Origin of the sequence: Leucobacter luti, from assembly GCF_019464495.1 — a bacterium.
In the GTDB taxonomy this organism is placed as follows: domain Bacteria; phylum Actinomycetota; class Actinomycetes; order Actinomycetales; family Microbacteriaceae; genus Leucobacter; species Leucobacter luti_A.
The window spans coordinates 2183154-2202396 of sequence record NZ_CP080492.1 but is presented as its reverse complement, the minus strand read 5'-3'; the positions used below and the strand labels follow the sequence as shown (position 1 = coordinate 2202396).

The following is a 19243-nucleotide window of genomic DNA, read 5'->3' as shown; positions in this document are numbered from 1 at the left end:
GGGAGCTCGTTGACTCTAGCTTGGTGATCACCGAGACAGACTACTCCTTGGGACTGACACTCAGTGCAGTGATTCGATGGGTGCTGAGCGTTCGACGTCTCCGCGGCTGAGTGCCGCGAGGTGCGCCCACCGATCACGCATCGTCGAGAGGCGTCGGCAGCGAAGCCGGGCCGAAAGCCTCGGGCAGCAGTTCATCGATCGTGCGGAATCCGGCTCCCGTCTCGAGCAGCATGCCCGGGGCCGCGGCTTCATAGAGCACCTGGCGGCAACGCCCGCACGGAGTCAGAGAGGTACCGGATCCGTCAACGCACACGAACGCGACGAGCTGGCCACCACCGCCCATGTGCAGTTCCCCGATCATCGTGCACTCGGCACACAGGGTGACTCCATAGCTCGCATTCTCCACATTGCAGCCGGAAATCACCCGGCCGTCGGTGACCAGCGCCGCGCAGCCCACCGCGAGCCCTGAGTACGGAGCGTAGGCGTGCGTCGTTGCGGCGAGCGCCGCAACGCGCAGGGCGTCCCAGTCGATCGAGATCAGACCCGATCCGGCACCAGCACCAGCACCAGCACCAGCACCAGCACCAGCACCAGCACCAGCCTGCGGCTTCACGCTCTCGCTCATGCCGTCCAGGCTACCCCGATGCTCCCGGCCCACCCCAGCTCCTCACCCCAACCCCACCGCGAGGATTCGGGAGACAACGACGACTCGGGAGACAGCAACGACTCGGGAGACAGCGACGACTCCGGGGAGAGCGAGGACTCGGAGGACAGCAATGACCCGTGAAAGAGCGATGGGCCCCAGCTGGCGACTTCCCCGGACGGGGAGGAGTCAGCTGAGGCCCATCACTCACGTTCACGCGCGGGAGCTAGCCCCTCAGCGCGTCGCCGAGCTTCACACGGGTGCCGGTGCGCAGGATCGAGTTGCTGTAGATTCGCGAGCCGATCCAGAGAACGCCAGCGATCGTAGCGGCGAGGATCCCGAGTGACACGAATGGCTCCCACCATTCTGCGGTGCCGAGGTACAAACGCATGGGCATCGCGGTCGGTGCCGAGAACGGGACATAGCTCATCACCGCGAGGGCGACCGGGTTCTCAAACAAGAAGATGATCAGGAAGAACGGGATCATCACGAGCATCATCACCGGGCTTGTCACCGAGCCAATGTCTTCCTGGCGCGATACGAGCGCGGCCGTCGCGGCATACATTGCGGCGAGCAACACGAATCCGAAGGCGAAGAGGATGCCGAACCAGATCAGCGCGGTACCGAGCTCACCGAGCAGGATGTCCTGGCCGGTCGCGAGCATCCCCACTGCGGCGAGTGCGAGGATCGCGACCACCGTGCCCAGCGCAAGAATGCTGTTGCCGAGGATCTTGCCCGCGAGCATCGTGCGGGCGGACACCGTGGCGAGCAGGATTTCAACGATCCTGGTCTGCTTCTCTTCGACCACGCTCTGTGCGATTGTCACGCCGAAGGTCATCGCGATCATGTAGAACACCATGCCGAATCCCATGGCGATCAGGTAGCCGGCCATGAAACTGGTGCCGCTCGGATCGAGCAGTTCGATCGTGGGCGCGGCGGAGAGCGCCTGAATCAGGTCTACCGGGGCATCGTCGTTCGCGATGATGGTGAGATCGATCGCGGTGTCGCCACCAGGAACCACCGCTGCCTCAACGTCGCCGTCGCGCACGAGCTGCTCGGCCGCCGCACGATCCGGCACGGCGCTCAGTTCGAAGCTTGCCGTGTCGAGCCCCGTCGCTGCCGAGCCGACCGTGGCGACTTTCGTGGCGCCGCCGAGCCCACCGCTCTGCGAGACCAGCCCGCCAATGACGACGCCGGCGAGGACGACGAGCAGCAGGATTCCAGTCGAAATGAGGAACGCTTTCGAGCGCAGGCGCGTGGTGATCTCACGTTCGGCGACGATCCATGCCGCCTGAGGGCCACTCAACTGCCGATGTGTCGCGTTCGACGTGGTGAGGTGTGGAGTGCTCATCGGACGACCTCCTTGAAGATCTGGGCGAGGGACGGGGTGACGGGAGCGAAGCTGCGCACCGTGGTGTCGGACTGTTGCACGGCACACGCGAGGACGGCCTGCGCGGCCTGATCGGTTTCGGCGTCGAAGCGGACAAAGCCGCCGTCGAGATGGGCCACGGTAATTCCGGCCTGTTCACGCACCCAGCCGGCGTCTGCTCCTGGACCGTGCAACTCGAGTTCGAAGCTGCGCCCGGAGTGCGCGGCACGGAGCTCTTCGCGGGAGCCGTGGGCGCGGATCTTGCCGTCGCCGATCACCACGACGTCGTCGCAGAGCCGCTCGACGATATCGAGCTGGTGCGAAGAGAACAACACGGGTGCGCCCTGCGCCGCGTAGTCGCGGAGCACTCCGAGCACTACCTCGACGGCCATTGGGTCGGGCCGGAGAACGGCTCATCCAGCACCAGGGCGGTCGGTTCGTGGACCAGCGCGGCCGCAATCTGGGCGCGCTGTTGGTTGCCGAGCGACAGGCTCTCGAGCGTGTCGTTCGCGCGCTCGGTGAGGCCAAGCCGTTCGAGCAGGCTCGTCGCGGAGGACTTGGCCGCGGCGGCATCCATGCCGTGGAGCCGACCGAGGTACACGAGCTGCTCGAGCACGGCCATCTTTGGGTAGAGCCCGCGCTCCTCCGGCATGTAGCCGAAGCGTGCACGATCGGCGGCGGTAATCGGGCTGCCGTTCAGGCTGACCGTGCCCTCGTCCGCGGCAAGCACCCCGAGGATGATCCGCATCGTGGTGGTCTTGCCAGCGCCGTTGCCGCCAACGAACCCGGTCATACGTCCGCCCTGCACGGTGAAGCTGACCCCGTCGAGCACTCGGCGCTCGCCGTAGCTGCGGGTGATGCCTGAGATATCGATCATCACGTTCCTTTCGTTGCGTCCACGCTATTGCTGCGGTGGGGTGGGCTACCTCCCCCTGGCGGGTGAACGCACTCCCCCTGCGGGTGGAGGTGGGGAGACCGGAACGCGCTTACGCTTGACCCATGACAGAACACCCGGTCGAGTGGGCGCGGCCACGTCCCAACCGTGAGCAACTGCGCACCGATGTGCTCATTGCGCTCGTGCTGGCGTTCGGTGCCACGACGACAGCGCTGCTCTATGCGCGCACCGGGATCCTCGAAGAGCCGGCCCCCCTGTGGGTGTCGGTGCTCGGCCTGGGCCTGTGTACGCTGCCGCTTGCGCTGCGCCGGGTCGCTCCGATTCCGGTGGCGATTGTGGTGACGATCGGGTTCTTCGTGTGCGGTCAGTTCGCGGTACCCGAGCTCTTAATTGTGAACATTTGTTTGTTCCTTGCCCTCTATACCGTCGGTGCGTGGGAGCGGAACCGAAGCGCGGCGATGTGGACGCTGATCGGCGCGACCTGCGCAATCATGATCTGGCTGGTGGTCTCATTGATCATCTCGTCATCCACCGAAGATTCCTTCCCAGGACTCCCGCGCTCCGGCCTATTTTCGGCATTCGCCACGTTCGCGGCGATCGGCATCATCACCAACCTGCTCTATCTGGGCGGCGCGTTCTGGTTCGGCTATCGCGCGTGGCGTGCGGCCCGCACACAGGCGATGCTCGAGGCGCAGGGCCACGAACTGGAACTCGAGCGGCAGACGAGCGCTGCGCAGGCTGTTGCACTCGATCGAGTTGCGATCGCGCGCGAGCTGCACGACGTCGTGGCCCACCATGTCTCGGTGATGGGGATCCAGGCCGCGGCTGCACGGCGGAGCCAGGAGCGGGATCCGGATCGGGCGTCGGTGGCTCTCGCTGTGGTCGAGGAAAGCGCGCACACCGCGGTGACCGAACTCCATCGCCTCGTGCACACACTCCGCACGCCAGAAGCGGAGGACGGATCCACCACCGTGGGAATCGCACAGTTGTCGCCCTTGGTTGCGGAGTCGCAGAGCGCGGGAGTGCCGACAACACTGATCATTGCGGGAGAGCCGCGGCCCGTCCCGTTGCTTGTGGATGTCGCGCTGTACCGGGTGGTGCAGGAGGCGCTCACGAACGTGCGCAAACACGCGGGGCGCGCTGCGGAGGCCACGGTGCGGCTGCGCTTCAGCGACGACGCGGTGGAGGTCGAAATCAGCGACGACGGCATGGTGCAGCGCCTGGCGGCACCGGCTCGATCCGGCGGCTCAGGGCTCGGCCTGCGCGGAATGCGCGAGCGGATCGGCGCTGTCGGTGGCGAAATCTCCGCTGGACGCCGCGAGCGCGGGGGCTTTATGGTGCGTGCGCGTGTGCCGCTCGCGGGGCTCACTGAGCCCGCTGTCGAGGTGTCCGCCGTTGGGCCCGCGCCCACAGCACCGCGATCCGACTCGTCGGAGGTGACCGCGTGATCCGGGTGCTCCTCGTTGACGACCAGGCGCTGGTGCGCTCCGGATTCCGGATCATCTTGGAGTCGGAGCCCGATCTTGAAGTGGTGGGCGAGGCGGCGACCGGGGCCGAAGCAGTGGCGCTCGCCCGGGATCTGCGGCCCGACGTGATCTGCATGGATGTGGAGATGCCCGTGATGGACGGCATCGAGGCCACACGGCAGATCCTGGCCGACACCTCACCTGCGATCTTGATCTTGACGACGTTTGGGCACGATCGCTATCTCTTTGACGCGCTTGCGGCAGGGGTCAGCGGGTTCCTCCTGAAGACCTCACGCGCCGAACAGTTGATCGATGCGGTGCACGCGCTCGCGCGGGGCGAGGCGCTGCTCGGCCCGGATGTCACGAAGGCGGTGCTTGAGCGGATCGCCGGCGCACCCACCCAGTCCGCTCGCTCCGCTGCCGCCGATCCCGCACTACGCGAGCCCGGTGCTCCGCCGATGGTGCCAGCAGGGGCGCACACAGCGGTACCCGCAGTATCGCCCGCAGTATCGCCCGCAGGGGACAGTACCGCGCTCGATGCCGCTGGCCTCACAGAGCGCGAGCGCGAAGTCTTGACCCTGATCGCGCAGGGGCACTCGAACGCGGAGATTGCAGCCGCCCTGTTCCTCGGCGAGTCCACGATCAAAACCCACGTATCAAACGTGCTGCAAAAGCTCGGCGTGCGCGACCGGATCCAGGCGGTCGTCTGGGCTCACACCCGCGGCGCCGCGTAGGCCAGCCCACCTCCCACCGCGCACCTTCAGCGTGATGCACGAGGGGAAGGGGTGGCGCACACTACGGGGTTGGAATCTGGCCTGAGGCGTGAGCGAGTGCATAGTCCGTGCGGATCCGACGGCGCTCCTCGCGCCCTTCCGGATGGTCAGCGGGCGTCGCACCAAGCAGTCGCTTCGTATAGGGGTGCTCCGGTGCGTTGAACAATCGTTCGGTGCCTGCGAGTTCGACGAGTTTGCCCAATCGCATGACCGCTATCCGGTCACAAATATTGCGCACGAGGCCCAGATCGTGCGCAATGAAGAGGTAGCTGATCCCGGTTTCCTCCTGCAACTGCGCGAGCAAATCAATGATCTGGCGCTGCGTAAGCAGATCAAGCGCGCTTACTGCCTCGTCGCAGACCACGAGTTGCGGCCGCAGTACCAAGGCGCGGGCGATCGCAACCCGCTGCTGCTGTCCGCCGGAAAGCTCCGCCGGACGCCGAGCAAGGTGGTCCGTCGTGAGCCCCACCTGCGCAAACGCCACCTCCGCGAGATGCTCCCGCTCGGCACGGTCGCCGATTCCGTGTCGAGCTAGCGCGGCGGTGAGCGCGGCCGCAACCGGCTGCTGTGGGTTCAACGACATCGACGGGTCCTGGAACACCGCCTGCACGTGTTTGCGGTAACTCAACGGCGTGTGTGCACCAAAGCTGGTGATATCGGTGCCTTGGAACTCAATTGTGCCGCCCGCCACGGGGAGCAGCCGCAGGATGGCACGGCCCGTGGTGGACTTGCCGGATCCGGATTCCCCTACCAGGCCGAGCGTTTCGCCCGGCGCGATATCAAAGCTCACGCCCTCGACAACAGGCTTCGACGCCCCTCCGAGCAGCGTGGGCGTGCGGTACGCGAGCGCGAGGTCACGTACCCGCAGGAGCGGAACGGCGTCACCCGCACCGTCGTCGGCACGCGGACCGCCAGACACATTTCCATCTCGCACGAGCATGGCCTGAGCGGTGGCGCGCTCCGACATATGCAGTGCAGGGTTCGCTGCGAGGAGCCGCGCTGTGTACTCATGCTGCGGGCGGTCGAACAGCTCCCACACCCCGGCAGTCTCAACTACTTCTCCTTGGTACATCACGACCACACGATCACACGCTTCAGCGGCAACGCCGAGCCCGTGAGTGATGAACAGAATACTTAGCCCCATTTCGTCGCGGAGCTCGAGCAACAGATCGAGCACTTGTGCTTGTGTCGTCACATCGAGCGCACTCGTCGCTTCATCAGCGATGATGAGCTCGGGGTTTGACGCGATGGCAATGGCGATCGCTACGCGCTGCGCCATACCGCCAGAGAACTGGTGTGGGTAATCATCGAGTCGCTGCGCCGCGTTCGCCACGCCAACACGTGTCAGCAGTTCGGCAGCGCGAGCGCGCGCTTCAGGCTTCGTAAGCTTGGCGTGCGTGCGCAGCGTCTCACAGAGCTGCTGCCCCACCGAATGCACAGGAGAAAGCGAAGCCATCGGATCTTGGAAGATCGCGGCCATGCGTGCGCCACGGATCCCGCGGAGATCTTTTTCGCCGAGGCCGGCGATGTCTTCGCCGTCCAGAAGGATCGCACCACGGGCGACACCGATGCCCGGCTGCATCAGCCCGAGTATGGCACGTGCAAGTGTGGACTTCCCCGATCCCGATTCACCAATGAGGCCAACGATCTCGCCTCGTCTCACCGTCAAATTTACGTCGCGCACGAGCGAGCGGGTGCCTTCGGGCGTGTTCAGCGCCACTTCGAGATCGCGCACCTCCAGCACCGGTGAGCTGACAACGTCTGAGATCGTGGCACTATCCGCAGTCCGCGCCCCAGCCACACGTTTCACGGGCCTCACGAGTTTGCGCTTCTCTCCGGCAAGCGCGTCGTTGATGCCGTCGCCGATCATATTGAATGACAGCACGGTGAGCACAATGGCGATGCCAGGCGGGATCGCGAGGAATGGCTGCACGGCGAGCTTCGCAGCAGCAAGACCCAGCAGACCGCCCCATGAGGGAACAGCGGATTGCAGCCCAATACCGAGGAAGCTCAGCATCGATTCGATGATGATCGCAGATCCGGTGAGCACTGCACCCTGGATCACGAGCGGCCCAATGAGGTTCGGCAGAATCTGCTGAAACAGGATGGACACCTCGCGCAGCCCCGAGACTTTCGCAGCATCGATATACATCTTGCCGCGTTCGGTCAGCGTGATTGCACGCGTCATCCTGGCAAAGTTCATCGCGAAAATCAGTCCAATCGCGAGCATGAGCGCCGGCAGTCCGCGTCCGAGGATAGCGATCACCGCGACCGCGACGAGCAGGCCCGGTAGGGCATCAAGAATGTCCACGAAGCGCGTTCCGATGCGATCCCACCAGCCGCCACGGTACCCGAGTAGCAGACCAATCGGCACACCGATCAGAATCGCGATGAGCACGGAACCGAGACCAACCAGTAGCGCGATCCGCGCCCCGAAGATCATGCGACTCAGAACGTCGCGGCCATTATCGTCCGTGCCGAGCCAGTGCTCAGCACTCGGTCCTTGCAGGAGTGCGTCCGGCGTGAACTGGTTTTCCAGCGGATCGTATGGCGCGAGCGCGCTTGCGAACACAGCGCACAGGACCACGATGAGTAGCCAAGCGAGCGACAGGAGCGTCGCGGGTTGGGCAAGAAAACGGCGCAGGAACGCTGGGCGTTGACGCTGCTGGCCGAGCGGAGTAGGCACTCCGAGCACCTGGGTCTTGGGTGGAGTTGGATGGGTCACTGCGGCCTCGCCTTCGGGTTGATGATGCCGTAGCAAATGTCGACGATGAGATTGACGGCAATGATGATGATCGCCACCACGAGCACGGTGCCCTGCACCACGGGGAAGTCTTTGCCGATCACGGCATTCACCAGCATCGAGCCGACCCCGGGGAAGGCGAACACGCGCTCCATCACCAGGCTCGTGCCGAACAGAATCGAGACCGCGAGCGCAGCCGCGGCGAGCACTGGAACCATCGCGTTCTTGAGCGCGTAGACCCAGATGATCTTCCGCCTGGGAACGCCGGCTGCCGTCAGCGTGTCCGCGTAGCGTGAGGAAAGCGCAGCCGCGGTGGCAGTGCGCGTCTGGCGAGCAATGAGCGCTGATGCACCAGCCCCGAGTGCGAGTGACGGCAGAATGAGGCCGCGCATCCAGCCGAAGAAGTCTTGTTCGGGAGGCACCCATGCCACGACGGGGGCTACGCCGAGCTGAATGACAAACACCAGCACGAGCAGTAACCCCAGCCAGAACTCCGGAATGGCCTGCAGTAGAGAAGTAATCGCCGTCACACCGCGGTCAACCGGACGTCGAGCGTGCGTTCCAGCGAGCACTCCGAGCCCCACCCCGACAATGATCGCGACAATGAGTCCGCCACCGATCAAGGACAGTGTGGCGGGCAGCTTTTCCGCAATGAGTTCGGTGACGGGGCGTCCGCTTTGCAAAGAGGTCCCCAGGTCACCCTGCAACGCGGAGCCGATCCACCCGAAAAGCCGCACGAAGAACGGCTGGTCCAGGCCCAATTGCGTCTCGACGCGAGCGATCTCCTCGGGGCTCGCGGCCGCGTCGCCGAGGATGAGCGACGCCGCGCTCCCTGGTACGAGATACACGAGCAAGAAGACCAGGGCCGACACGAGCAGGAGCTGCGGCACCACGAGCGCGAGACGCGTGCCAATGAGTTTCAGCATCGTCCCTCCCTCGGTGTGATCACGCGAGATGCCATTGTTTCCTTCTCCTCAGGGTTCGTTCTGGTGCTGATGACCCGCTGCGGGGCCGGATCCGGGCTCAGACGCTACGAGCGACTGGATCCGACCCCTGAGCAGCCACCGACGGAATGGGCTGATTGAATGTGAGCGGCTAGAGCGGCTATGCCGCCGGCTTGACCGCGCGGTAATCGATCAGGTTCTGCTCCCAGACCTGAATCGCCGGTTGCACATCAGCAACGGTGTCGGTGTTGTACGCGATGCTCTCGAGGTTGACGGAGTGGCTGCACGCCAGCGCCTCGTCCGAGATCTCCTGCATCACCGCTTGCCAATTCGCATCCGCATCTGGCGTGCCCGTGGATCCGAGTGCTTTCCCAGCAAGGCCAGCGAGCTTCTCGCTCACTGTCTTCGATGTGTTCAACGGCGCGTTCTCAGAGAACCAGCTGCCATACCAGTCCGCAGGCGTGATCTGGGCGTTGTTGCCGACGCCCAGCGGGTAGCTCCCCGCATTCCAGGTGGAGAAGTACTGGGGAGCAGTCAACTCCTGCACGGTGATGTTCACATTCGGGAGCTGACTCATTTGCTCGGCGCGAACGGTGATCTCCTGTTTGTTGAACGGCGCTGCACCGATTTGTGCCGTGATCTCGGGGTTGCCGAGCTCCGCCCAGATCTCCTTCGCCTTCTTGAGGTTCGCGTCGTAGCCGACAATCTCAGGGTTGTAGCCGATTTCACCCTCGATAAAGTGCTGGGTCTCAGCAGTGCGATCCTCGCTCAGACTGGCGATCACGCTGCCGTCAATTGCGTAGCACAGGGCCTCACGAACCTGCTGATCCTCGAATACCCCACCAGTACCGCGGTCGAAAAAGTTAAGGTTGACGCGGATCGCAGGATAGTCGAACGTTTCCACATTGATCGCTGCCTCGATGCGCGGCAGCTCGTCGAGTTCGGTGTCGGTGACGTCGAGATCACCGCTGAGTAGGGCCGCGGTTGCCGCGGTGTCGTCAGCGATGCCATAGAGCTCAACGTTGGCGAACCCCGGCTTCTCGCCCCAGTACTCCGCATACTCGCCAAAGAACATCTTGGTGCCGGCGATCGATTTCGACTCGTCATACGCCCACGGGCTCGTGCCGACCGGGTTCGTCTTGATCGAGCCGTCCGCGATTGCGGCAGGCGAAGCCATCGGCAGGTTGCGTTGGCTCAGCAGGTCCAGGAAAGTACCAAACGGACGGCTGAACGTGAATTTTACGTGGGTGTCGTCAATCGCCTCGACCGAGTCCACTCCAGAAGCGAGCGGCCCTCCAAACTGGCCACCAACGACGTCACGCACGTACTCGACATTGGTCTTCACAGCCTCCGCGTTGAACGGCGTACCGTCTTGGAAAGTGACATCGTCGCGCAGCGTGAGCGTGAGCGACTTCGCGCCCTCACCAAACTCCCACTCGGTTGCGAGGTACGGCAGAATCGTGCCGTCTTTTTGGCGCAGCACGAGCGTCTCGTACGGTACACGCATGTAGCCAGGCTCCATCGCCTGCGAACCCGGTTCCCAGCTTTCGGGGAACCCGCCCCAGTTGGCGCGGAGTGTGTCGCTCGTGGTGGCCGCTGCACTGTCGCCGCCGGATCCTGAGCTTCCGGATCCGCCAGCGCACCCCGAGAGGAGCAGGCCGGCGATACTCAGCGGAACTAGAGCTTTCATGAGGAACTTCGTTGTGGACATGGACGCCTCCTTGCGTCTAACAGTGCGTACGGAAACGACCGCTGCACATTATTGCGAACTTCGGATCTCGGGATGAGGTGTTCAGGTAGGTGGCGCAGATTCTGCGGTGATCGGGCTCGGATCGGGACTTCTCTCACCCAAGACTGCAATGAGATCGCAGTGGATGAGCGCGCCGCCGTCAAGCGTCGCGGCCATCACTTGCCGCGCCGGGCGGTTTTCCGGCTCGGGGAACATCACTTCCCACTCAAAGTTCAGCGCCGCGCGGTCGCGATATGACACGAGGTGGCAGCTGATCTTCGCGATGTCGTCGGGGGTACCGCCAACGGCCGCCATGAGCTCTCGGATGTGCGCAAACACATTGGCGCACTGCTCCGAGAGCCCGACTGGCATCTCGCCCGTGGCTGGGTCACGGCCCGTGAGCACACCCGAGTGGACGAATGGCCCGATTCGGCTCGCAACCGGCACCGGGTTCGCGTGCGCAAACCCGGTGAGGTAGATACTCTGTCTCCGGGGCATGTCAGCCCTCGCCCACCACAGCGTTTTCGATGACGCCAAGTCCCTCGATCTCCGCGCGCACCACGTCGCCAACGCGCAGAAAACTGCCGGTCGGGGCCCCGATCCCTGCTGGAGTGCCTGTAGCGATGATGTCGCCTGGCATGAGCGTCATCACCGTAGTGAGCTCAGCGATTTGCGCCGCGATGTTGTAGATCATGTCGTCCGTGCGCCAGTCCTGCCGCACCTCACCGTTTACCGTCAGGCGCATGCGCAGATTCTGCGGATCGGGGATCTCGTCCGCGGTCGTCAGCCACGGGCCGATCGGACCGTGCGTGTCGAACGATTTTCCCAGCGTGAACGTTGGCGAGCGATGCTGCAGCCAGTCGCGCACCGACACATCGTTTGCGACCAGGTAGCCGGCAATCACCGAGTATGCGTTTTCGATCGAAACGTGCCTGCACTCGCGACCGATCACCACCCCGAGCTCGATTTCGTAGTCCAGCGCGTCCGACACGTCCGGCTTGACGATGTCAGCGGTGGGACCAACAATGCACGACACCTGTTTGTTGAACCAGAGCTGATTCTTGGGGGTGGGGATCCCGGCGGCGCGCGCTTCTGCAGCATGCTCACGGTAGTTCATACCGATCGCCAAGTACTTTTGCGGTGCGTCGATCGGCGCCTCAAGTGTCACACTCGCCAGCGCGTAGCGTTCCCCCTCGGCCGCGAGCAGCTCGGAGCGGCGACGATCCAGCTCGGGGATCAGCTCGCGAAGCGAGGAGTTTCCATTGGTCACAGCAGCGAGATCGGTAATCTGCTCGCCGTCAACACGGCCCAGCCGGATCACTCCGTCCGCAGTGCGGAAGCGTGCGAGCTTCATGAGGTCTCCCCTTCAGTTGCGAAGGCAGTCTGCTCAGCAGTCCGCTCGCCGTGTTGCTCCGAAGGGAGTTCGCCCCACACTTTTTCCCCGAACGGGGTCATGTGGAAGCTCACAAAGCGCCAGGCCCCGTCGACCCCGCGGTGCAGCACCTGCGTGACGGGGCCGCTGAGTGTGCGCTCGCCGCCTCCCGGCGCGCGCATCCGATTCGTGAGCACGCCAGTGACGATCGCAACGTCGCCCACCACGCGAAAGGTGAGCGCACCGCGCGTGATCTCTAGGTAGGGCCGTCTCACGGCAACGTGCTCGAGTAGCTCAGCTTTCCCCTGCACCACACCGGGAGCGTGCACGTGCACAATACTGTCTTCGAACAGATCGGTGAGCGTATCGATATCGCCGTCGACGAGCGCGCGCTGACGACGGTGTTCGGCCGCGAGCAGTGCCGCCTCGATCTCGGCCGAAGCGGTCTCAACGACGCTCACAGTGCAGACTCCCCGCGCGGAGCCTCGGCCGGCGCTGGCGCCAGAACTGCGGCTTCGGATATCGCCGATCCGGGGACAGCCTCGGCTTCCCAGGTACGGAACCCGCTCGAGTAGGTGTCGTGGCCGGCGCGCAATGGCTGGCCAACGAGACGATGGTAGTTCGAGAACAGCTCATCGGCCTCAGCGAGCGGGAGCACGCCCTCGATGTCCGCGCGATCCGCAAGCGGTCTCCCCTCGGTGCGCTCGGCCACCATGCGCCGGATCACCTCGTAGCCCTCGCCGCGCATGTTCATCACGATTCGGTTCACCGGAACGCGCCGCGCCTCGTCGTAGGCGAGAAAGGCGGTGTGCGGATCAGAGTGGGCCGCGAGCTGCTCCGCCACGACGCGTGCGTCGAGGAAGGCCTGGCATACTCCGTTGCCGCCGCGCGGATACATCGCGTGCGCAGCGTCGCCGAGCAGCACCACGCGCCCATCAACCCAGGTCTCAAGGGGCTCGTGTCGAATCAACGGGAAGAGGTACACCTCCCGTGCGTCTGCGATCAACTGTTGAACATCGAGAAAGTCGATGTCGACGCTCTCGTAGAACGGCAGGATCTCATCGACGGATCCGAGCTGATTCCAGTCTTCAACCGATTCGTCGCGCTCCGCCTCGACCACCCAATTCACGAGCGTCTTGCCGCTGCCCTCAAAATTGTCGGCGATCGGGTAGACAATCATTGAGGAGATCCGCGGATCGCCGATGTGCAGGATCGTGTGACCGTCGCGGTACGGCTCGCGCAGCGTCGTGCCGCGGTACATGGTGATGCCTGAGTAGTGCGGCTCGGACAGTTCAGGGTGCATCTGCTTGCGCACGACCGAATTGATGCCGTCGGCCGCGATCACAGCGTCGTGGCGGACGCTTTCGGAGCGCCCGTCGCGGTGTTCCAGGTGCAGTGTCACACCAGCATTGTCCTGCTCGTAGGAGCCAACGCGGGCGCCCAGAACGATCGCGTCTTTCCCCAGTCGCTTCTGCACCGTGCGATAGAACAGCATCTGGAGTTCGCCACGGTGCACGAAGCGCTGCTCATGCTCATAGCCCATGTGCACGCCGCACTTCTCGGCGTAGATCTCCTGGCCGAAGTGGTTGTAAAACACCGAGTCGACCGCGTCGACCGACATCATCCGGAACTCTTCGAGCAGCCCGATCTCCTCAATCTCCTTGAGCCCGTAGACCTTGATGTCAACGCCGACGCCGAGCGGCTTGAGTTCTGGCACAGTCTCATAGATCGTGGGGGCGAAGCCCTGTTGCTGCAGCCGGAGCGCGGTGATGAGCCCGCCCGGGCCTGCTCCGATGATTGCGATGTTCACGTGGTACTCCTCTGTACTCTGGGGCTGCGATGCGGCGATGTGGTCGTTCTGGCTTACGGGTTGCCCGGTTTCAAGGACTGGCGGTGCCGCTCATTTCGGGGAATATCTCGCGCAGGAAGCGCAGTGTCGCGTTCCAAGCGCGCCCGGCGTTCGCCGGGTGGTAATTGAAAACTTCCGGTTCGGGCGAGTGCGCCGCGTTCGGACTTGTGAACGCGTGCACCGTGCCGCTGTACAGATCGAGCTCCCAGTCGATCCCGGCGCGGTCAAGCCCCGCCTGCACCACCCTGTGCTGCTCCGGGGTGGCCATCGGGTCGTCTGCCCCGCTGCAAATCAGCACTCGTGGCGCGAGCCATCCTGCGTCGGCTTTCTTTGCCGCGCCAGCCGCCGCGGCTGTGTCCCAGTCCTCAGCGAGCAGGTCAAGCCCAGCGTGGATCGCGACGACCCCGCGCAGCGTAACGCTGGCAGCCCCGGCCCCGCTGCTCGCGCTGGCGTCGAGCAGCGCCCCAGTGCGCAGCAGTTCCAGCACAGAGGATCCACCGAAGCAGTGGCCGAGCCCAACGACAGCGCGCGGATCCACTTCAGGCTGCGTGATGGCCGCGGCATGTGCTGCAGCAACGCGACCGTGCCACTGGGCGCGATCCGCCACCATGCTGCCGATCAGCGGGCCGATCTCAGCTGGCGACGCCGGCAGCTGCCTCCCGGCCCAGACGTCGGCCGCGAACACGGTGAGGCCGAGCGCCGCGAGGCGAGACGCGATGGATTGGGTCTCGGTGCCCAGCCCGAAGGCATCGTGCACGAGCAGCACCGAGGGGAGGCCCGTGGCACCGGTGGGCGCGACGAGCAGGCCGAGCATTTCGGTGCCGCCGTGCCGGTAGGCGATGTCCCTCGTGACGAGCTCGATCATGTGTTTTCATTCCTCCTTGAACGCGATTGTGAGCGTACGCAAGATCGCACACGATTTCAAGTGCGATCATCAATATGATCAATCCCGCGCGCGCCGCGACCACGCGGAGCACTCCGTAACGTCACCCGGAAAGCCGTCTTGATCGGGGAAATGCACCCCGCCTTCCACCCCGACGAGCTCGCATCACTATCCGTCGAATCGAAAATCACGTATGATTTCACACACGATGGCCTCCCGCTCAGCGAGGGGGCGCTCATCCCGGACCGCAACGAAGCAGCACCACGAAGGAGCACTCGACATGACCGTTGTCGACATCAACATCCACCATCTGCCGGAGGACCTCTTCACCAACGAGAAGATTCTGAACGGCTTTCTCAACAGCGCACCGCGCGGGTTTGGCGAGATCGCCTCGGTCACCACGATGGAGAGTGGGAAGAAACAACTGATTCTCGAGAAGCCGAAGGGGTACCAGAACCTCAATTACGTCGAGGGAGACTACTCGGTTGAGTCAAAGCTCACCGCGATGGACGAGGCCGGCGTCGACTACGGGGTCATGCGCGTGCCGGTGTGGCAGGAGTGGCTCGATCTCGAAACCTGCAAAGCAGTCAACGACAACGCCGCGGACATCGTGTCCCGATCAGGCGGCCGCTTGTTCACCACCGCGTGCGTTCCCCCGTGGGGCGGCAAGGACAACGTCTATGAACTGGAGCGCTGCGTCAACGAGCTCGGCGCCGTCGGCGTGCAGCTCGCCTGCCACTATGGTCAGCTCTACCTCGACGATGAGGTGTTCGAGCCGTACCTGAAGGTGATCGAGAAGCTCGATATCCCGGTCGTGGTGCACCACACCCCGCTCCCCGTCGAGTACAAGTCCGTGATCGACTACACGAACCTCCGCCGCGAATACGGCCGCATCGTGGACCAGGGCGTTGCCGTCGGGCGCGAGCTGTTCAGCGGCATGTTCGACCGCATGCCCGGCCTGCGCTTCATCCACACGATGATGGGCGGCAACTGGTTCGCGAACACCGCGCTGCTGACCCCGCACAAGACGAACAAGGCCGAGGCGATGCAGCGACTCGATCCGACCGGCGGCGAGAAGATCAAGCAGTACCTCGAAGAGAACATCTTCTTCGACATGACCCACCCGCACTCCTGGGGCAAGGATCAGGTTGAGGCCGCGCTCAAGATCAATGGCGCGGATCACTACCTCTTTGGTTCCTCGTTCCCCGTGTTCTACAGCTGGATGGGCCAGGGCGTCGACTTCGTGCAGAACGAGCTGGAAATCAGCGACGCGGATCGCGAGCTCGTGCTCTCGGGCAACGCCAAGCGCCTGTTCAACCTGCCGATCTAGCCGGGGCCAGCATGACGTCGCCAGACGCTCCGGATCAGGCCAACGACATCGATGAGTTCTTCTCGACCGACCGCACGAGCGGCCGGTCCGAGTCGATCGAGCTGTCCTCCGGGAGCTACCACGAACACCTCTACGATCTGGGCGATCCGGTGCTCGCGCCGTATCGCGGCATGAGCTACGAGGAGTTCGCCGCGGATCGATACCAAGCACCATTCCTCAGAGAGCTGCTCGACTCCTGGCGCGGGCTCTACGACGAACCGTTTGTTGGCATCACCACTGACGGTGTCGTGCGGGATGATGTGCATCGGCTGCGCCCGGGATCGGGCGGAGTCTTCCCGGCCGATCCCGCGCCGGCTGCCGCGGCCGCCATCCTCCTCGACCTGCTCACCGACTCCGAGCAGGCCACAGTGCACTACCCGCTCGATGCCCCTGAGTGGCGCGGGTGGAGCAACCCCGAGTTCGTGTTCTTCCGCACCGGGTTGCGGCTCGAGGATCAGCGCACTGAGGTCGTTGACGCCGCGCTCGGTGTGGTGCGCGCATCGCTCAGCCCCGCGGGCTTTGAGCGGGTGCGCGAGGCGATGGACCTCAACGGCTACCTCGGCGAGCTCGTCGAGCTGCCGACGATCATGAATCCACGCAGCTACTGGTTCGCGCTGTTCGGCGATCCAGCGGCCGATGCACCGTGGGGGTGGCAGCTGTTTGGCCACCACGTCGCACTGAATTTCGTCTCGGTTGCCGGGCGCAACGTCATTGCACCGGTGTTCCTCGGGGCCGAACCGGCGCTGGCGGAGGGTGAGCGGCCGCCGCTGTTTGACGCGCGCGAGCGGCTGGCGATCCGGCTCGCGGAATCGTTGACACCCACGCAGCGCTCGCGCGCCGTGGTGTTTGGCTCGGTCCTGGATCCCGCGATGCCGGAGGGGCGACTGCACCCAGCGGATGAGCGGCACGTTGCCGGGGCGTTCCGGGACAACCGCGTGGTGCCGCAGGAGGGGATCCTGGCGTCTGAGCTCGATGACGCGCAGCAAGCCACGCTACTGCGCATCATCGAGGACTTCTTCCTGCTGCTGCGCGACGAACATCGCGCAGCGACGATCGCGGAAGTCGCCGCGCATCTCGCGGAGACGACGCTGTCCTGGTACGGCGCAACGGACGGCTCTCAGCCGTTCTATTTCCGCGTGCAGGGGCCGACGGTGCTGGCGGAGCTGGATCACCACGCTGGCGTCTGGCTGAGCAACCGACTGCCCGCGCGGTTCCACGTGCACACCACGCTGCGCCACCCGAACGGCAACGACTACGGCAAAGCGTATCTCGCGCAGTGGCGGGTCGCTCGCGGTGACAAATAGCGGTTTGCCACGGTACACAGCGCGGCGCCGGGGATTTCCCCAGGCGCCGCGCTGTGTACATCGTTGCGCGTGCGGATCCCAGCGTTGCTGGAGCGCGGCGCGGCTAGAGCGCTGTCTCCTCGTGAATCCGACGCTCGTCGTGCTCCAGCACCGCATTCAGAGTGTTGACGTCGTGGCTGCACGCCGCTGCTTCGATCGCTTCCGCATCTCCGCCCGCCTCGATGAGGTCAAGGATCGCGTCGTGCTCCGCGAGGGAGGCGACCGCGCGGCCTGGCGCATACCAGAAGGCCGATCGGCGGATAATATCCATGCGCGTCCACTCGGTGTCAACGAGTTCGATCAGGCGCTCGTCGTCGCAGTGCGAGCAGATGAACTGGTGAAACTTGCGGTTCAGGCGACCGAAAGTGGCGGTGTCGAAGTTCGCGATCGCGTCTCGCATATCGTTGTTCAGGCCACGGGCCGCGGCAATGTCCTCCGGCGTCATGCGCGATGCGGCAAGCGCCGTGGCGAGTCCCTGCAGCCGCGCGAGGAGGCGGATCGAACGCTTCCAGGTGCCAGTGTCAAACGTCTTGACAAGCGCGCCGGAGTTGGGGACGATATCCACCCAGCCCTCAGCTTCGAGCCTGCGCAGCGACTCGCGCCACGGGACCGAGCTGATTCCGTGCTCGCGCCCGAGCTGATCAATGACCAGCCGGTATCCGGGCCCGTAGGTACCGTCCATAATCTTGGACTTGAGGATGTCGTAGCACTGCTCTGCTTTGCTCTTGGCCATCTTTGCCTCTCTCGAGAACTTCCTTTCCGACACGACGCTGCGTCGGCAGGAACTCACCCTAATCCTATCTGATTTCACACACGATTCGAGGCGGCGTCTGGAATATGATCCAGCAAACGACGCAGCGCCGGATCTGTCGTCTGGCCCTTACGTGTCAGCACCAACGCCCGGAGCGGCTGTGGAGCCGGGTGCACAGGCCGCACTGCCACATTGAACCGCTCGAGGCTGCCGTGATCTGGATCTGGGAGGAGACCCCACGCAAGCCCCGCTTCAATGAGCGGCATGCCGCCCTGGATTGTCTCAACGGTGCGGATCGCACCCGGCACGATCCCGTGGGTGCGGAACGCGGCCTCGACCGATTCCGGCAGACTCGGCACAGCGGCAGTGCGGTGCGGGAGCACGAGCGTGGCGGCGTCGAATGCGCGCAGCGGGAGCGGGAGTGCTGCGTCGTCTGGCGCCCGGAGCTCGGGCGGCAGCGCGGCCACGATCGGCACCGCTCCCCAGTCGAAGATGTTGAACTCGTCGCGGTGGCGCCGCGCAAAGCGGCGCGGATCTGCCACCAGCACGGCGGCGAGATCCACTCGGTTCTGCTGCAACAGATCGAGCGCGACCCACGGAGGCGGATCCAGCGGCCGCACCTCAACCTCGGGCGAGGCACGCGCGAAGTCTCGGAGCAGGCGGGGCACCCGCGCCCACATGAGCACGGGGACCGCCGCGATCGTGAGTGAGCCAGCGAGCCCAGCACCGAAACGCGAAAGCGTGGCGCTGATCTCAGCAACGTCCCCCAGCACACGGGAAGAGGCGTCGAGCAAGAAGCGGCCAGCGCCCGTAGGCTCAACCCCCCGCGAGGAGCGCGTGAGCAGCGGGACGCCGACTTCGGTTTCGAGCTGCGAGATGGCGACGCTCAGGGACGGTTGGGAGAGCCGCAGCTGGGCGGCCGCGGCGGTGAGCGAGCCAGCTTCGACGACGGCAACGAAGTACCGCAGGGCACGGAGTTCAATCGACATTGATATTAAGCCACTCTCTATAGCCGCAAACTATGGCCAGTCTAGGCGAATCAGCGGTTCCGGTCACGCCTCGATCGGCCAAGACTGGAACCACGCAGTACGCGCGGCGTCGTGCGGGTGATGCC

Annotated in this window: 16 protein-coding genes and 1 pseudogene; 4 read left to right on the top strand and 13 right to left on the bottom strand. The window is 64.6% G+C overall.

From position 1 onward, the window contains the following. Window positions 1–133: 133 nt before the first annotated feature. The 3 genes and pseudogenes from K1X41_RS09925 to K1X41_RS09915 form a co-directional block, all read right to left on the bottom strand. On the bottom strand, window positions 134–541 hold the full coding sequence (locus tag K1X41_RS09925) for a cytidine deaminase (RefSeq protein WP_258566732.1): 408 nt from the start codon (window positions 539–541) through the stop codon (window positions 134–136). Window positions 542–869: 328 nt separating this feature from the next. Then, on the bottom strand, window positions 870–1994 hold the full coding sequence (locus K1X41_RS09920) for an ABC transporter permease (RefSeq protein ID WP_220174492.1): 1125 nt from the start codon (window positions 1992–1994) through the stop codon (window positions 870–872). Continuing rightward, a pseudogene (locus tag K1X41_RS09915) lies at window positions 1991–2889 on the bottom strand (ABC transporter ATP-binding protein). Before K1X41_RS09915 ends, K1X41_RS09920 begins: the two are co-directional and overlap by 4 nt. A gap of 122 nt (window positions 2890–3011) precedes the next feature. Here K1X41_RS09915 and K1X41_RS09910 point away from each other — a divergent pair. Further along, window positions 3012–4355: a sensor histidine kinase gene (locus K1X41_RS09910; RefSeq protein WP_133616432.1), complete on the top strand. Its 1344-nt coding sequence runs from the start codon at window positions 3012–3014 to the stop codon at window positions 4353–4355. After that, entirely contained in the window at window positions 4352–5107 is a 756-nt protein-coding gene (locus tag K1X41_RS09905) for a response regulator (RefSeq protein ID WP_220174491.1), read from the top strand. Before K1X41_RS09910 ends, K1X41_RS09905 begins: the two co-directional genes overlap by 4 nt. A 61-nt stretch (window positions 5108–5168) precedes the next feature. Here the strand turns inward: K1X41_RS09905 and K1X41_RS09900 are convergent, their stop codons facing one another. The 8 genes from K1X41_RS09900 to K1X41_RS09865 form a co-directional block, all read right to left on the bottom strand. After that, window positions 5169–7871, bottom strand: a complete 2703-nt coding sequence (locus tag K1X41_RS09900) for an ABC transporter ATP-binding protein/permease (protein ID WP_220174490.1) — start codon at window positions 7869–7871, stop codon at window positions 5169–5171. After that, window positions 7868–8815, bottom strand: a complete 948-nt coding sequence (locus tag K1X41_RS09895; RefSeq protein ID WP_133616429.1) for an ABC transporter permease — start codon at window positions 8813–8815, stop codon at window positions 7868–7870. The genes K1X41_RS09900 and K1X41_RS09895 overlap by 4 nt, the downstream gene beginning before the upstream one ends. A 178-nt stretch (window positions 8816–8993) precedes the next feature. Continuing rightward, window positions 8994–10544: an ABC transporter substrate-binding protein gene (locus K1X41_RS09890; RefSeq protein WP_220174489.1), complete on the bottom strand. Its 1551-nt coding sequence runs from the start codon at window positions 10542–10544 to the stop codon at window positions 8994–8996. Window positions 10545–10625: 81 nt separating this feature from the next. Further along, a complete protein-coding gene (locus K1X41_RS09885) occupies window positions 10626–11060 on the bottom strand; it encodes a RidA family protein (protein ID WP_132205322.1) in 435 nt (144 codons plus the stop codon). A gap of 1 nt (window position 11061) precedes the next feature. Beyond that, complete coding sequence (locus tag K1X41_RS09880; protein ID WP_132205324.1) at window positions 11062–11916, bottom strand: fumarylacetoacetate hydrolase family protein; 855 nt, start codon at window positions 11914–11916, stop codon at window positions 11062–11064. After that, entirely contained in the window at window positions 11913–12395 is a 483-nt protein-coding gene (locus K1X41_RS09875; protein ID WP_132205326.1) for a YybH family protein, read from the bottom strand. The genes K1X41_RS09880 and K1X41_RS09875 overlap by 4 nt, the downstream gene beginning before the upstream one ends. Continuing rightward, on the bottom strand, window positions 12392–13744 hold the full coding sequence (locus K1X41_RS09870; RefSeq protein ID WP_220174488.1) for an FAD-dependent monooxygenase: 1353 nt from the start codon (window positions 13742–13744) through the stop codon (window positions 12392–12394). Before K1X41_RS09870 ends, K1X41_RS09875 begins: the two co-directional genes overlap by 4 nt. Before the next feature lie 70 nt (window positions 13745–13814). Next, on the bottom strand, window positions 13815–14648 hold the full coding sequence (locus K1X41_RS09865; protein ID WP_220174487.1) for a dienelactone hydrolase family protein: 834 nt from the start codon (window positions 14646–14648) through the stop codon (window positions 13815–13817). Window positions 14649–14946: 298 nt separating this feature from the next. Between K1X41_RS09865 and K1X41_RS09860 the strand changes: the two genes are divergently transcribed. Then, on the top strand, window positions 14947–15996 hold the full coding sequence (locus K1X41_RS09860) for an amidohydrolase family protein (protein WP_220174486.1): 1050 nt from the start codon (window positions 14947–14949) through the stop codon (window positions 15994–15996). A gap of 11 nt (window positions 15997–16007) precedes the next feature. Further along, the gene (locus K1X41_RS09855) at window positions 16008–17339 is read left to right on the top strand and encodes a DUF3500 domain-containing protein (RefSeq protein WP_220174485.1); all 1332 of its coding nucleotides are present in this window, start codon (window positions 16008–16010) and stop codon (window positions 17337–17339) included. A 103-nt stretch (window positions 17340–17442) separates the two neighbouring features. Here K1X41_RS09855 and K1X41_RS09850 read toward each other — a convergent pair whose 3' ends face one another. Then, the gene (locus tag K1X41_RS09850; protein WP_132205337.1) at window positions 17443–18111 is read right to left on the bottom strand and encodes a GntR family transcriptional regulator; all 669 of its coding nucleotides are present in this window, start codon (window positions 18109–18111) and stop codon (window positions 17443–17445) included. Between the two features lie 74 nt (window positions 18112–18185). After that, entirely contained in the window at window positions 18186–19118 is a 933-nt protein-coding gene (locus K1X41_RS09845; RefSeq protein ID WP_220174484.1) for a LysR family transcriptional regulator, read from the bottom strand. Window positions 19119–19243: the final 125 nt, after the last annotated feature.